12 protein-coding genes are annotated in these 14,585 nt (G+C 55.3%); 4 read left to right on the top strand and 8 right to left on the bottom strand.

Annotated features, from left to right (window positions below):
- Positions 1–4: 4 nt before the first annotated feature.
- From VHB22_RS04145 to VHB22_RS04175, 7 genes are all read right to left on the bottom strand, one after another.
- Positions 5–1,135, bottom strand: a complete 1,131-nt coding sequence (locus tag VHB22_RS04145) for an ABC transporter substrate-binding protein (protein WP_325455694.1) — start codon at positions 1,133–1,135, stop codon at positions 5–7.
- 42 nt (positions 1,136–1,177) lie between these two features.
- Entirely contained in the window at positions 1,178–1,975 is a 798-nt protein-coding gene (locus tag VHB22_RS04150) for an ABC transporter ATP-binding protein (RefSeq protein WP_325455695.1), read from the bottom strand.
- 10 nt (positions 1,976–1,985) lie between these two features.
- Positions 1,986–2,885, bottom strand: a complete 900-nt coding sequence (locus VHB22_RS04155) for an ABC transporter permease (protein ID WP_325455696.1) — start codon at positions 2,883–2,885, stop codon at positions 1,986–1,988.
- Between the two features lie 195 nt (positions 2,886–3,080).
- On the bottom strand, positions 3,081–3,710 hold the full coding sequence (locus VHB22_RS04160) for a TetR/AcrR family transcriptional regulator (protein WP_325455697.1): 630 nt from the start codon (positions 3,708–3,710) through the stop codon (positions 3,081–3,083).
- A 136-nt stretch (positions 3,711–3,846) separates the two neighbouring features.
- Positions 3,847–4,476, bottom strand: coding sequence for a HupE/UreJ family protein (locus VHB22_RS04165; RefSeq protein WP_414652699.1), 630 nt, complete (start codon positions 4,474–4,476; stop codon positions 3,847–3,849).
- Positions 4,477–4,486: 10 nt separating this feature from the next.
- Complete coding sequence (locus VHB22_RS04170; protein WP_414652700.1) at positions 4,487–5,722, bottom strand: agmatinase family protein; 1,236 nt, start codon at positions 5,720–5,722, stop codon at positions 4,487–4,489.
- A gap of 75 nt (positions 5,723–5,797) precedes the next feature.
- Positions 5,798–6,862, bottom strand: a complete 1,065-nt coding sequence (locus VHB22_RS04175) for a LysR family transcriptional regulator (protein WP_325455698.1) — start codon at positions 6,860–6,862, stop codon at positions 5,798–5,800.
- Between the two features lie 272 nt (positions 6,863–7,134).
- On the opposite strand from VHB22_RS04175, the gene VHB22_RS04180 reads away from it, so the two are divergent.
- The gene (locus VHB22_RS04180) at positions 7,135–7,839 is read left to right on the top strand and encodes a TetR/AcrR family transcriptional regulator (RefSeq protein WP_325455705.1); all 705 of its coding nucleotides are present in this window, start codon (positions 7,135–7,137) and stop codon (positions 7,837–7,839) included.
- Positions 7,840–7,898: 59 nt separating this feature from the next.
- Here VHB22_RS04180 and VHB22_RS04185 read toward each other — a convergent pair whose 3' ends face one another.
- Positions 7,899–9,611 (bottom strand): PepSY-associated TM helix domain-containing protein, encoded by a 1,713-nt coding sequence (locus VHB22_RS04185; RefSeq protein ID WP_325455699.1) that lies wholly within the window; start codon positions 9,609–9,611, stop codon positions 7,899–7,901.
- Between the two features lie 126 nt (positions 9,612–9,737).
- Between VHB22_RS04185 and VHB22_RS04190 the strand changes: the two genes are divergently transcribed.
- The 3 genes from VHB22_RS04190 to VHB22_RS04200 form a co-directional block, all read left to right on the top strand.
- On the top strand, positions 9,738–12,017 hold the full coding sequence (locus VHB22_RS04190) for a TonB-dependent siderophore receptor (RefSeq protein WP_325455700.1): 2,280 nt from the start codon (positions 9,738–9,740) through the stop codon (positions 12,015–12,017).
- A gap of 596 nt (positions 12,018–12,613) precedes the next feature.
- The gene (locus VHB22_RS04195) at positions 12,614–13,543 is read left to right on the top strand and encodes a LysR family transcriptional regulator (protein WP_325455701.1); all 930 of its coding nucleotides are present in this window, start codon (positions 12,614–12,616) and stop codon (positions 13,541–13,543) included.
- 628 nt (positions 13,544–14,171) lie between these two features.
- Positions 14,172–14,585: formate--tetrahydrofolate ligase (locus VHB22_RS04200; protein WP_325455702.1), on the top strand; the 414-nt coding region annotated here is incomplete at its 3' end.

Below are 14,585 nucleotides of genomic sequence, written 5' to 3' on the forward strand. Positions count from 1 at the left end.
TCGTCTATTTCGGCCCGAGTCGTCCAATCCATTTATTGGAGGCATACTTAGCGGTGTAGCCGTCTTTCGCCAGTTCAGCCAGGATCGACGAGTCGAGACCCTCGCTCGATTTTACTTCTTTTTGTGCAACTCCGGCCTTTAGATAAGTCTCGCTGAACAGATCCCACGTCGGCGGCGCGTAACCCGCCGCGCAGTCCGGCCCATTGAATAAAGATCCCCACCCCTTCGAGTCGGCCGGAGGTTTGGGAGCTTCTGCGGGCACGCTTTCACAGAGTGGCTTGCCGCCGGCAAGTCCGAATGCGCCCATGTTCTGACTGAGATTGAGCATGACCGCGCCGTTCTGGTTGAGCTTAACGTCGGCAATCGGCCAAGAAAGTCCTTTGGCGACGATCTTATTGCCATCTTCGGGATTCTCTTTCCACCAGTCGACGGCTTCGAACCAAGCGCGGATCAATTCTTTGGCGACCTTCGGGTTCTTTTTGAGCCACGTCTCGTTGCAAGCGATCGCGTCGGAGATCAGGCCGCGCTCCCACGTACGGTCGGTCAAACTCGATTTGAAAATCTTTGAGCCCTCTCTCTTCAAAGACTGAGCCGCGAAAGGATCATAATTTACGTCGATGTCGGTGCCGCCGCTCGCAAACGCGGCGGCACTTTCCTGCGGCAGCATGACCGCGTGATGAAGTTCGTTCTTATCGATCCCGGCCCGTTTGAGAGTCAGGAGCATCCACATATGGTTCAGAAAGCCGTAGTCCGCGCCATACGTTTTGCCCTTGAAGTCTTGAACCGAATTTATGTCTTTGGTCACGATCATCTTATCGAGGCCGTATGACATGTCGGAAAATGCAACGACCTTGACAGGCAAATCGCCAGCACGCGCGAGCACCATGCTGTCCATGGTGTTATTCATGCACTGGACTTGGCCCGAACTGATGGCGGCGTTTTTTTCTGTGATTCCCTCGATGATCTTGACATCGAGGTTTATATCTTTCGCCAACCCTTTCTCTTTCACGATATACCAAGGAGCGTAAGGCGAGAACGAGATAATTGCGACACTGACGTTTTCGGCGGCACGGCTTGCTGTCGACAGTGACATTGCCGCGCAAAGGCATAGCGCTGCTTTGACCATTTTTGTCATTTTTGTTTTCCCAACATCTTAGAGCCTCTAATTGCCGTATGGTTATTTGATTTCTTCCCGCATCATGGAGAACAGATCGCGCTCTAGCTCGCCGTACCCGGGCAAATCCAGAAGCTCTTCCTTCCTTTTGAAGCGCTTTCCGCCCTTAAACGAGACTGGGATATCCGCTTTGATGCGGCCCGGCTGGCGTGAGAAGAAAATGATGCGATCAGCAAGATAGATCGCCTCTTCAATGTCGTGCGTGATCGCAACGACTGTTTTCTTCTCTCGCTCTATGAGCTCAATCATAAGCTCCTGCATTTCCCAGCGGACTTGCGCGTCGAGCGCACCGAACGGCTCGTCCATCAGAAGGATCGTGGGATTTTGGGCGAGCGTGCGTGCCAGCGCTACACGCTGCTTCATTCCGCCCGACATGCTTGCCGGATAAGAATCCGCAAACTTGTCGAGATGGACGAGCTTCAAAAAGTTCATCGCCCGTTCGCGTCGTTCCGCCGCCGAAATGCCGAGAATTTTCATGCCGTATTCGACATTTTTCACAGCGGTCAGCCACGGAAACGACGTATAGGCCTGGAAGATCATGCCGCGATCTGGACCGGGTCCTTTCACGTTCTTTCCGAACACCTCGAGAGCGCCCCGCGTCGGGTACTCAAGGCCCGCGATGATCCGGAGCATCGTGGTTTTTCCGCATCCAGATGGTCCGAGAAACGCGGTAATCTGATTTTCCGCAAGTTCGAACGATACGTCATCCAGGGCAGTGAAGGAGCCGCCGAGGTATTGTTTGGTGATACGTGAAGCCTTCAATGGCGCCACGGTTGTCACCGGATCAGTTTTTAAGGCCATGGCTTTCATCCTAAGATCTCCGATCTACGTTCCATGGGAATAGAAGTGCGCTTATCCCGCGGAAGATGAGGTCGGTTATGACGCCGAGTGCGCCGATCGTCAGGATTCCGGCCATGATCACATCGACATTGAGGAAGCGGCCGGCGCGCATCATCACCGCGCCAATACCATCTTGCGCGCCGACGATCTCGGCGATGACGAGATAGGTCCAGCTGACCGCAATCATGTTGCGCATCGAGTCGAAAACCGCGGGAAGGGCTGCCGGCACGACAATGCCCTTCAAGATCTCAAAACGCGATGCGCCCATGGTCAAACCGGCTTCGACCAACTCTTTCTGAACAGCGCAAGTGTTGTCGAGAATGAGCGAGATCAGAAAGAAAATGACACCGATGAACAGCAGCGCAATCTTGGCCTGATCGGTAGGTCCGAACCACACGAGGAGAAGCGGAATGAAGGATGCAGCCGGCAGATAGCGCCACGCGGTCAGTGTCGGATTGAGAAGGGCACGAATGTTTGCGAAACTGCCCATCAAAATACCGATAGGCACGCCGACAGCGGCCGCGGCCATGAAGCTCACGAAGATACGCCAGCAGCTGATGTATACGTCGTGCAGAAAATTTCGCTCAAAGAACAGCGTGTACCCCGCCGCCGCAACTTCACCGATCGACGGTAGAAATTTTTTGGCGGAATCGGGTGTGAGGTAGTGACCGAGCTCCCAGGCGCCGAAAAAGAAAAGCGCACCGATGATTCCCAATGTTAGGGCGCGAGATCGGGAGGGTTTTCGTCGAAACTCCAGGAACCGCTCTTTCGGCGGAATGTAAATCGGAGCAATGTCCCCTCTGTCGCTTGTCGGCGAACTTGCAAGTGCATTCAGGGAGACGATGCGCGAACCTTGCATCGTACTTTCCAATGTCTCTCCTCCAATCCATTTCTATTGTTGAACGCGTTATTGCAATGACGGTAATGCCCGAGGCGACGCGTTTAAAAGTCCCAAAATCTAAATGGCAAGCATTGGCTCAATTTATGTTGCGTGCGCGAAGACTGGCTTTCTTCCGAGCGTCGCGATGGTGGCTTCGCCCCATTTCTCTATTGCGTTTTTTGCTGTTCAGCGGGCCTGCAGCGCACCGGCTTTCTCCTGCCAACGAACGCCAAGGTCGGTAAAGATGCGCAGGCGGAGTTCATCGAGCGCGCTATCGGTATCAAAGCCGCGGGCGACAACGGAACGAACCATGCATCCATCGAGATACGTTGCAATGAACTGTACGGTTCTTTCGACATCCACGGGCTTGAACTGTCTTTTGGCGATTCCTCGTTGGAGGATCCGCGAAAGAATTAAGCGTTCTTCGGCGTAGAAGCGGGCAATGCTCGATTCAATTTCGGGGTCGTGTTCATCGGCGCTCTTGAAATCGAGAGCGATCTTGATGAAGCGGCGTATATCGGAGGTTTCCTGCGCGTGAATTTCGAGCCAAGCGCGGATCATCCTAGCGGCATCGCCGGGCTGTTCGGATTCCACCGACAGCATTGCTGCGAGCGTCTTATCGACGACACGCGCCATCGCCGAACGCAATAGCTGTGTCTTGCTCGAAAAATAATAATAAAGAAGAGCAGTGGCGACGCCGAGATTGGCCGCGATATCTTTGATAGTGACGCTATCGTAATTCTTTTCAGCAAAAAGCCGGAGCGCGGCTGAAAGAAACTCTTCGCGGCGTCCAGCGTCTTTCCCCGACGCGTTCACACATGTCGTTCGACGTTTTCCCGATCGCTTTCTGTCTCGCTCTTCGAACATTCTACCCGCTTTTCCGGCGTAGGAACGTTGATGGCTGACGAGAACCGGCGTGTATTTTTCAACACGCCGGCAGTAGAGGATTGCGTCAAGCCGCAAGCCAGCCAGTGAGCAACGAAACGCCGGCGATAAAGCCGATGCTCCCGGCGATTTTGTTTAAGACGTTCGCTGTGGGGGCGCCGAAACGATCGAAGCCGGCGCCGAGAGCAATCCCGGACACATGCAACAAGGTGGTCGCGCTGATAAATCCGATCGCATAAGGCAGAAACGCGATCCCAAGTCCCGCGCCTTCGTTGCCATGCGCATGACCGTGGAAAAGTGCGAAAAGTCCGACAAGCGCCATCGCCGCGAGCGTAGGCAGACGCACGCCCATCGCAATCGCTAAACTCATGACGACGACCGAAAGGCCGATTCCCTCTTCGACCAGCGGCAACGGCCAACCATAGTAACCGAGCAGACCGCCGAGGATCATGGTGCCGACGAATGCCGATGGTACCAGCCATAGCGCACGGCCACCAAGATGGGCCGCATAAAGTCCTACCGCCACCATCGCTAGGATATGATCGATGCCGCTCAGAGGATGAAAGAAACCTCGGCTGAACGTGTCGACTGGACCGACTCCGACGTGGGCCGACGCGGGCATCGTGCCCAACAATGAGATCAGTCCTGCGATCCCCGTCACCGTCGCGGCATACTTCGTCGTGGAAAATCTTTTCATTGCGCCCCTCCTATTTCATGACCTTGTTGCGGTGCCCGAGCTTTCCGTTCGCGATAAGTGTCCCCAGCACGTCGAGGATGACGCGGCACGCGAGTTGAGCCGTGTTGTCATTGACGTCGTATGGCGGCGAAACCTCGACAACTTCCATACCGCAGAGACCTTCCGCTGCGATCGTATGGATCATCTCGAATGCTTCGCGTGGTAGAAGACCGCCGGGCTCGGGCGAGCCGGTGCCGGGCGCGAAACCAGGATCGATCGAGTCGATGTCGAACGACAGATAGACCGCCTTGCAACCTTCCCAAGCCATCTCAAGCGCTATTTCAGCTGCTTTCTTCGGTCCATGCTCTTGGACATCGTGCATCGTGAGAACACTGGTTCCACGGCGTTTCGCGACCGCCGTGCCAGGCCGATTGCCGTACCAACCGCCGATGCCGATCTGCACGAGGTTCTTCGGATGACAGTTCGGCAGGCCGACGTCATGCATATGGCTGTGGTCGCGATGCGAGGTGTGTGAGCCCTCGTGCGTTGTCCAGAACCATGGTGTCGTGTGCATGCGCTCGTCCATATCCTTTTCTTGGATATCGATGTGGCGGTCGATGTGAATGATGCCGACATTGCCGTCGATATGCGGAGCGATGCCTCGAACGTTCGGAAAACCGAGACTGTGATCGCCCCCGCAAATGATTGGAAAAACGCCTGACGTATAAATGTGCGAGACGGCCTTGGTCACCTGATCGAACGTCTTTTCGATATTGCCCGGGATGACAAAGATGTCTCCGGCATCGCAAAGATCGAGTTCTTCGTAAATATCGACACCGCCGTCGAACCAATACCCATCATAAAGTGCCGAGATGCGCCGCACAGCCTGCGGGCCGAACCGTGTTCCAGGCCGGTATGTCGTGGCGGAGTCGAAGGGTGCGCCGACAAATGCTGCTTCGAACTCCGAGATCTTGCGGATATCCTCGCAGTAGGGAGCCTTCATGAATGTGTTGATGCCGGCAAATGCCGGCTGATGCCCTCGGCTGAAGAGCGAGATGCTGCGATCCACGACGGAATCCGCGGCTTCTAGGCCGAATTGCAGAGATCGACTAACCTCCCGATCCTGCGCCTTCTGCGAAATGCGCGAGAGAGTTTCCATGGATTTTGCGCCATGGGTTTCTTCTCGCTTCACACCGTGGGAGTGGGGATGAATGTGTTTGTGGTGTTCTTTATCCCCATTCCCCCTGTTCTTCTTGTCGTCAGCCATCTCGATTCCTTCTCGGCCATGCGTTGGTAGTGCGAAGGATTCCGTGAGAGGCCAGCACTTAACAGTCTCAAATTATCAATCGGCAGTATTGTTTAGATCAATGTTTGCCGCCTCGGAGCTCTGCCACGAATATCGGCAATCGACGGCACTCGCGAATTCGACGAGCAGCAACTGACGTGCGAGCTTCCGTGGTGCTCGCGGGTTTGTTATGATGAAGACGGGCATAGACGGATGACTGTAGTTCGGAAGCAGCGGCCATAAGAGACCCGAACGGACGTGCGGATCGGCGAAGCCTTCCGGCAAAAAGCATATGCCCACGCCGAGCGACGTCAGCCGCATCGCACCGTCAAGATGCTCAGAGATGCCGGCAACATTCCGACCCAGGCCGTGCTGCATTCTGAATTCGGTCAGAGCATCGGGCTCATCGGCTCCCGTCAAAATGAAGGCTTCGTCCGCCAACGCATCGGGATCGTGAAAAGTCTTGCCGTAAAGCGGATGACCAAACCCGACGTAGGGCCGGTAAACTTCTTCGAACAAAAATTCGTAATTAAGATCGGCCCGGCGCGCGCTTGCTGGAGCAACACCGATATCAATTTCATCTCTGAGGAGAGCCGTGACGACCGTTTCCCAAGTCGAGATATCTATGATGATTTCGGTGTTTGGATGGTTCTCGTGAAAACGGGAGATGCTACGATCGAGCGTATCGCACACCAGTCCTGAAACGACCTGGATCGATACTCTGCCTGCAACCTCCTCGCTTAGATTCGCAAGCTTTCTCGGCATGCGCTGAACGAGCTCTGAAATCGTGGCGCAGATCTCGCCGATAAGAACACCTTCGTCGGTAAGACAGAAGCCTTTCGGGCCACGGCCGCACAATCGGACGTCAAGTTGAGCTTCGAGGCGTTTAAGCGCGAGACTGACCGCCGGCTGTTTGCGGCACAACGATCTGCTCGCACGGCTGACGCCTCCGGATTGGATGATCTCATAGAAGGTCTTGAGGAGGTTCCAGTCGAGGTTCCTCGAAAACGTCGCCATATCTTTGTCAGCAAACGTTTCTTTGGCCCGGGGCAGACCGACCGTGTTCCGCGATCCAGTGAATGACAACGGCGTCTGCGCGCTTGCAAATGTCTTCTGGTCCACGATTGTCCTCCGTTAAAATTTAATTGGTCGATCAATCAAATAATTATTAGCCGCTTTCGGGGGGATCTGGAAGATTCGATCTTTCGCCAGCGGAAACATGTGGACTTCGGCGCCACTTTGCTGCACCGCAATAAGCCATTGCAGGACCGGGCACATTGGCGACGGGACCCGGCGTCCCACATGCTTTCGAAAATCCGAGACTGCTATAAGCTTTGCCCGACGTCGCCTTTTTTCAGCGAGCGAGCAGCTTCATGCACCAACAACGGCAGATGATGAAAAACGACGCACGGACACTCACGAGGCCGCCCAGCAAAGTCGAACGTCCAAGAAAACTGCAGAAGCGTGATGTTCGCCAAAAGGAATTTCTATCCGCAGCGTTACGTTTGTTCGCGGAGCGAAATTACTCGTCTGTGACCATTAAAGACATTGCTCAAAGCCTCGGCCTGAACGCGGGGCTTATCTATTACTACTTCGATAGCAAGACCGACTTGCTCCGAGCCTCTATAAGCCACGTGGTTGATACCACATTTGCGAACTTCCGCGAATTGGAACGCGATACGCGACATCCCTGGAAGGTTATCGATACCTGGCTCGAAAGTAATATCAAACAATCTTCGGATATGTACCGGTTCGTTAAAATTGCGGTCGACTTCAAGGGCGCGAACGAGCACGACAGCGCAATCGAAGCTGCGATTTGCAGATTTTACGACCAAGAGCGCAAATTACTTTGCCGCGCGATCCGCAGGGGAACCGAACTCGGTGTCTTTCGGTGCTCTCATCCCGCGCGGATGTCGGACTTCATTTCGACCCACCTTGATGGCTGTGTCGTCCGCTCGGTCGTGATCGGCGATTTCAATATCGGGATGGAGATTCGCGAATTGAGGAACGCTGTGTCCGAAATGTTGTGCTTTGACGAAACCGCGGGCATACGCGCCAACAAGCGAAAGTCCAGGGCCGCGAAGGGCAGCGAGGCATAACGTACCGATCGACCGCCAGCTGCCCAACCCCAGCACAATCAATCCATTGGCAAGCGAACTTATTTGCACTCGTTGGAATCTGAATGGTGTTCCAGCGTATTTTTGCGCCCCGCTGAGACGTCACTAGCACTCACCTGATGAAAGACAGGGATCATAAAGAAGCGCTTCACGAAAGCAGCCAATCGCCATGCGTAACCGGAAACGTCGGCTTTTCCGGCTTTCCAAAAATTTGGATCGAGCACGACGCCGATTAGGAAGCGGAACTGACGCCAAACGGCAAAGACGAGAATTTGAACCGCTTTGATAAATCGTCCCGCACCAACCAGTGCGATGAAGACAATCAGAGCCGCGGATCGAATGGAAAACAGCGCCATCCCCGATAGCGACACACGGGCGTTGGTATCGCTCGCCGGAAGATTGCGGGATATGCTCTGAAATCGGCTACGCAAATGGCCTTCATCCGTCAAACGGTCCCAATACCGAGCGGACGTTTGAATGATGAATCCGAGGCCGTTGGCGCGCTCAGAAACACGGCCACGCGGAGTAGACATTACGCGCGCAGGCGCTTTCATACGCGCGAGCCGTTTCTTAAACCAGATCACGATGCCGGTCAGTGAGAGGATCGCCACGACGAGCCCCATTACCGACAGCAGGATGCGTCCCGGCAGGCCAGCGATACGGCCAGAGTGCAACGGAAACTGCAACTGCATAAAGATGTCGGCGGCGGAGCCTGTCCAGGGGACGCTCTCGCCCAGGTCCACTCCAGTCTTGCCGTCGAAATAGAGTGTCTTCGTTCCCATCCCGCTTTCGCCGTGCTCGGCGCCAGGCTCAAAGAACGAAACGCTGTAGACTCCGTATTCACGGCTATAAGAGGCGCTGCCCGGCGGCTCTTTCCACGATCGTCGGCGTGCTTCCTTCGACGCCCGATCGATCACGGTCTTGAATGACAAGCCCGGTGCAATCGGCTGATCGAGCGGGGCAGGCGAGCGAACGTCCCAGACCTCGGGGGTAAGGGTAGATATTTTGCTCAGCATCGGCCGAACGATTTCCGTGCCGAGGTTCATCGAGATTGACGTGAAGGCGAGGATGAGCAGAAACAGCCACATCCAAAGGCCGGTGGCGCGATGGAGATCGAAATTCAGTCGATAAAAACTGGCGTTTGGCTTCATGCGCCACGCTGGCATCCATCGTTGCAACCAGGACTTGTTGGGCGCCGTCGTTCGGGCGAAGGTCGGAAATGTCAGCCATAACCCGACGAAGCAATCAAAGGTCCAAACGAGACCGACCAGCCCCATGAGCCAAATGCCCCATTGATCGCTGTTGAAGAAATCGGGGACGTGCATCGAGTAGTGGAGCTTGTACAGAAACGGCAGCAGATCACGCCGATCGAGGGAAATCTTTCCCCAGAACCGCTTGCCCGCGATCTGGCCCGTCGCGGGTTCGACGTAGACCTGATTGTAATCCACAATATACGGTTTGCCCGTAGACGGATCGATCCGCGGCTCGACGAAAAGCTCCGCCGTTTTGCCTCTTTCATAGGAAAGGGGGAGGGAAGTCACGCGCACACGCCTATCGGTCGCTTCAAAGCGTGAGACCAATTCTAATGGCGGTAGCGGAGAACCGGTTTGCTTCGACTCGAAGAGATCGGGGTTGAGCCATTCGTCGATTTCGTGGTCCCACGAGATCACTGATCCCGTCAGTCCGGCCACAAACAGAAACGCCGCAATGAAAAGACCGGCCCACCGATGAATGGTAACAAGTAGGCCGCGCACGTCGCCTCCCTTCTAGTTTGCCGCGACAGTACTCGCATTGTGTACTTGAAATGTAAACAAGCGGCCGCTACCGTGCGGCCGTCGGATAATCGCTGCCATGCTTCGCGATGTCCGCTCGGGGGATTTATGATTGCAAATCGCGAAAGCGTCCGGCACCGGGCGCTATTAATCGCTGCTTATTCGATCGTTTTTGGAGGTCCGGCTATCGCCGCCGACGAGCCCTCCGCGAGTGTCGCGCTGCCGGAGGTTGTGGTCCAAGGGCAGAAGCAACATAAACCTGCAGCCAAGAAGGTGGCCACGAAAAAGAAGGCTGCGGTCAAAGCACAAGCCGCGATGCCTCACGCCCCGAAAGAGCCCTCGAAAACAGTTAGTGACGGATCGAGCACACCCATCGGAACCACCAAGGGCTACGTTGCAACGGAAGATACGGCAGCGACCAAGACGTCCACGCCGCTTGTCGAGGTCCCGCAATCCGTATCGACTGTTACGCGCCAGCAGATCCAGGATCGCAATCCGCAAAACCTGGGTGATGCCATCCAGTACGTGCCCGGCGTCCGCGTGAACGTATCCGGATACGATCCGCGATTCGATTCGTTCAACATACGCGGCTTCGATGCAACCTATACCGGGATCTATCGAGACGGGCTCCGCCAGATGAGCAGCAGTTTCGGTCAGTTTAGGACCGAGCCGTATGGACTCGATAGTATCACCATTCTTCGAGGCCCCGTATCGTCGCTATACGGAGCAAGCAACGCCGGCGGCATTGTCGGCATGTATTCGAAACGGCCGACCGAGACGCCCTTTCACGAAGTCGAACTGCAGACCGGAAGCTTCGACCGCATACAGGGCAACTTTGATTTTTCCGGGCCGACGGCGCTGGGCAGCAGCGTGCTGTATCGCCTTACCGGCATCGTGCGCGACAGCAATACAGAAGCATTCGGTGTTCCCGATAACAGAGTTTATCTGGCACCGGCCGTGACGTTTAAGATCGACCCCGATACGAAGCTGACGATCCTCGGTGAGTACATGGACGCCGAGACGGGCGGCAACATGGCGTGGTATAATGACTATAGCTCCGGCCATGCGCAGCGCACGAATATTTGGTCCGGTGATCCGAATTTCAATGCCTTCAATCAAACGCAGGAGCGCATCGGCTACGAGCTCGAGCATCGCTTCAACGATGCGATCATCTTCCGCCAGAAGGCTCGTTATTCGCACATCTCGGCACTCGGTGAATACATCGACGTGAACGAAGAGATCGAGCCAAACGTTTGGACGCGGAACAACGGCATCATCTACAGTCACGTGAATAACTTCGTGATCGATAACCAAGCCGAAGCGCGGTTCTCGACCGGTCCGTTCCGGCACGTCGCGCTTGCCGGCGTCGATCTCGGTTACATCTGGTACAAGGAAAGCGAAGGCTACGGCGATCCCGTTGAAGATGGAGGCATCGTTCCTCCGCTCGTCAACTATAATTACGGCCAACAATACATCCCGAAGCCCGCGATCCAGACAGTCACAAAGCAAGACCAGCTGATGGTCGGAACGTATCTGCAGGATCAGATCAAGCTTGGCGGCTGGATGCTGACTCTCGGCGGGCGTCGCGACTGGGTTAGCACCGACACAGATACGGATGGTGACACGTTCAGCCAGAGCGATGCCGCGTGGACCGGCCGCGCGGGCCTGAGTTATCTGTTCGACTCCGGCATCGCACCCTACGTTGCTTACGGGACGGGTTTCGTTGCCAATTCCGGGACGGACCTCATCACCGGCAGGCCCTTCGACGCAACGACATCGGAGTCCAAGGAAGTCGGCATCAAGTATTTTATTCCGGGCAAAAATGCTTCGATTACCTCGGCCATTTTCGACATTCAGCAAACGAACGGTCTGCGGGATGCATGCGCAGACGTCAATGGCGTCGAACAATGCGGCGCTGTTCAAACGGGCGTACTTCGTTCGCGCGGATTTGAAATCGAAGGAAACGCCACGCTCGACAATGGATTGAGCATGATCGTCTCATACGCCTATACGGATATGCGTATAGAGGACGATACGGACGGTACTCAGGGTAACGTAGAGTCAAGCGTGCCCTTCAACACTTTCTCGATCTGGGGCGACTATACGCTGCGTACGGGCTCGGCCGCGGGCTTAGGTTTCGGTTTAGGCGCACGCTACATCGGGTCGAGTTTTGGCGACGAAGAAAATACCTTCAAGAACAGCGGGCATACGCTGTTCGATGCGGCGCTTCACTACGATTTGTCGAAACTAGATAGTCGTTTCGATGGCGCGAGATTGCAGATCAACGTCAATAACATCTTCAACACGCGCGACGATGTCTGTTCGTGGAATTACTGCTATCTCGATCAGGGGCGCATGGTGCTGGGGAGCCTGCGCTATCGCTGGTAGTCGTCGTAGGCTCCTCTGCCCTTTATACGCTTGCTGCATGTTCGGAGTCCTTCGGGCTTTTCCGGGTCTATTCGTAGCGGCGGCCGACGTGGCAATGATTGCGACGGGCCGTTGTTGATATCGGCATGTCGAGCCTCTTCAACGCGTGCATCCGGCCGCCGACCTGCTGAGCACGTGGATCGAGAACCCGGCCTTCTACGGTTCGTCCTCGGTTTGCCCGGAGCACCACCACACCCATAGGGCAAGGTGTAACCGGCAGTCCGCCGCCGATCCTGACCGGACCGACGAGGTCGAACCGGGCACGCGCAACCTATCCATGGGCTGGAAAGTCCGTTCGTTGAATTGGATGCCCGGGTCCGATCTTCGCAGCGCGTTTGAATAGGGAAGTAGGCTTCACCGGTCTCGGTCAGTACGACATCGAGAGTGCATGCCGATCACTAGCCGCGCTTGGCGCGCCGTTAGCGCAAAGAAGGACCTTGCTGACGTCTGGCATCTAGCGTAATTATGTATCCATAATAAAAATTTATTCGCACTGAGAAACTATTCCGCTGCCAAGATCGGTTTCTCGTCGGCGCTGGCCAGAATGCAAACTTGTCATGAGATATAAAAACCTCGAACTGCCCTTCGATTTTCGTTCACTGGAGATTTTCCTCGCTGTCTGTGAGTCCGGAGGCATGGCTGGTGCGGCGACAAAACTTGGACTGACGCAGCCCGCGGTGTCGAAGGCAATTTCCGACCTGGAAAAAAAAGCAGGCGTTACTTTATTCGATCGAACCTGCCGTCCTTTGGCGCTAACGGCGGGTGGAACTCTGATGCGTCAGCAAGCGGCCGTGCTGATAGCAGACGCGCGCAATATCCCGCTGCTTTTGCGAGAGGCAAAACAGGGCAGGCATGCCTCGATCCGCGTAGGGCTGGTTGACTCGCTTAGTCGCGCCTTAACGCTGCTGCTTTCAGCGTATCTCAAACCTCATGCGCATGAAATCTCCATTCGATCGGGCCTGACTGCGATGCATGCAGGCGAGCTGTTGACCCGCAAGCTGGACCTTTTTCTCGGTGTCGATGACCTTGAAGAAACGTCGGGACTCGAGCGATGGGAGATCTGCAGGGAGCCATATGTTTTGCTGTTGTCGCCTGGTTCTCGACCCATCACGACTGTTGAAAACTTTAAGCGCTTTGCGGAAGTCAATCCGTTCATTCGGTTCAGTGCGCGTTCACAGACAGGTGCTGATGTCGAACGGCATCTGCGGCTGCTTGGTGTCAACCCTACGCGGTCGTTTGAGTACGACAGTCCGTCTGCAGTGGCCGCGATGGTTTCAGCGGGGCAAGGCTTTGCAATCTCGACGCCGCTGTGCCTCTCGGAATCGCAGTACTTCGAACAAGTAACGACGTGCCCGCTTCCGGGCCCAATTTTCCTGCGAAAGCTTTCCGTCGTTGCTCGGATGGGAGAGCTCGGAGGAATACCGCGAGAGGTTGCCGACGTCGCGCGCAATGCGCTCGGGAAGATGGTTGGCGCCTTTAACGGCTAGCCGTATGCGCACGATTCGATTTGGAAAAAATGGCCGGGAGTTTGCATTCCCGGCCCAGTAACCGCACACCTCGGGGATGAGACGTGCGCCGGGAGATGATGTCGAGCGTTTGTTCTTCGATTGCGGCCAGGACGACCGAGGAGGAAATTCGCTCGTCCTGGCCCTCCATCATGCAACGCGCCGACGCCACCGTTTGCTATTGACGCCTGCAGTGAAGAACGGGCTTGCCGGTGAATGTCATCCGGCCTGTTTCGGATTATCTGCGCACTGGCTTTCCGGGTCCGATTAATCCGGACTCACGGTTCGAAAGCAAGTATATTTTTTAATTGCGAAGAAAATATATTTCCTATGTAGATCGTCATCCGAGCATGGTGAACATCCGCATATGGTTCCTGCTCTCTATAACTAAAACCGTATTTTAATGCAGAAAAACTGGGCATTTTCTGAGCCAAGAATAGAGAAATGCAAAATATTTGCTCACACAATCAATGGCGCCTCGGCGAAATGCGCTGCGCTTATAGGCGGTCGAGTTTGAGGATAGTGAGTGGTTTAAAATTGTTGCTTTGAAAGAACAAATGTTTCGTGATACGCAAAATTGAATTGAGCCAAAAACCGGGGGAGTGCGGTTGTGACATCCGACGTTGAGATTGCCCGTAGCGCAAAGCTAAAACCGATTACCGAAGTCGCCGCAAAAATTGGAATTCCAGCGGATGCGCTCATTCCCTTCGGCTGGACGAAAGCGAAAATATCATCTCATCACCTCGACGCTATTGAGGGTTTTATCGACGGCAAGCTGATCCTGGTGACGGCGATCAGTCCGACCCCTGCAGGTGAAGGCAAGACGACGACCACCGTCGGGTTGAATGACGGTCTCAATTACATCGGCAAAAAAGCGATTGCAGCACTCCGCGAACCGTCGCTCGGTCCGTGCTTCGGGATGAAAGGCGGCGCGGCGGGCGGCGGCTACGCGCAGGTCGTCCCGATGGAGGACATCAACCTGCACTTCACCGGCGACTTTCACGCAATTACCAGCGCTCACAAC

The organism is Hyphomicrobium sp. (assembly GCF_035548195.1).
In the GTDB taxonomy this organism is placed as follows: domain Bacteria; phylum Pseudomonadota; class Alphaproteobacteria; order Rhizobiales; family Hyphomicrobiaceae; genus Hyphomicrobium_B.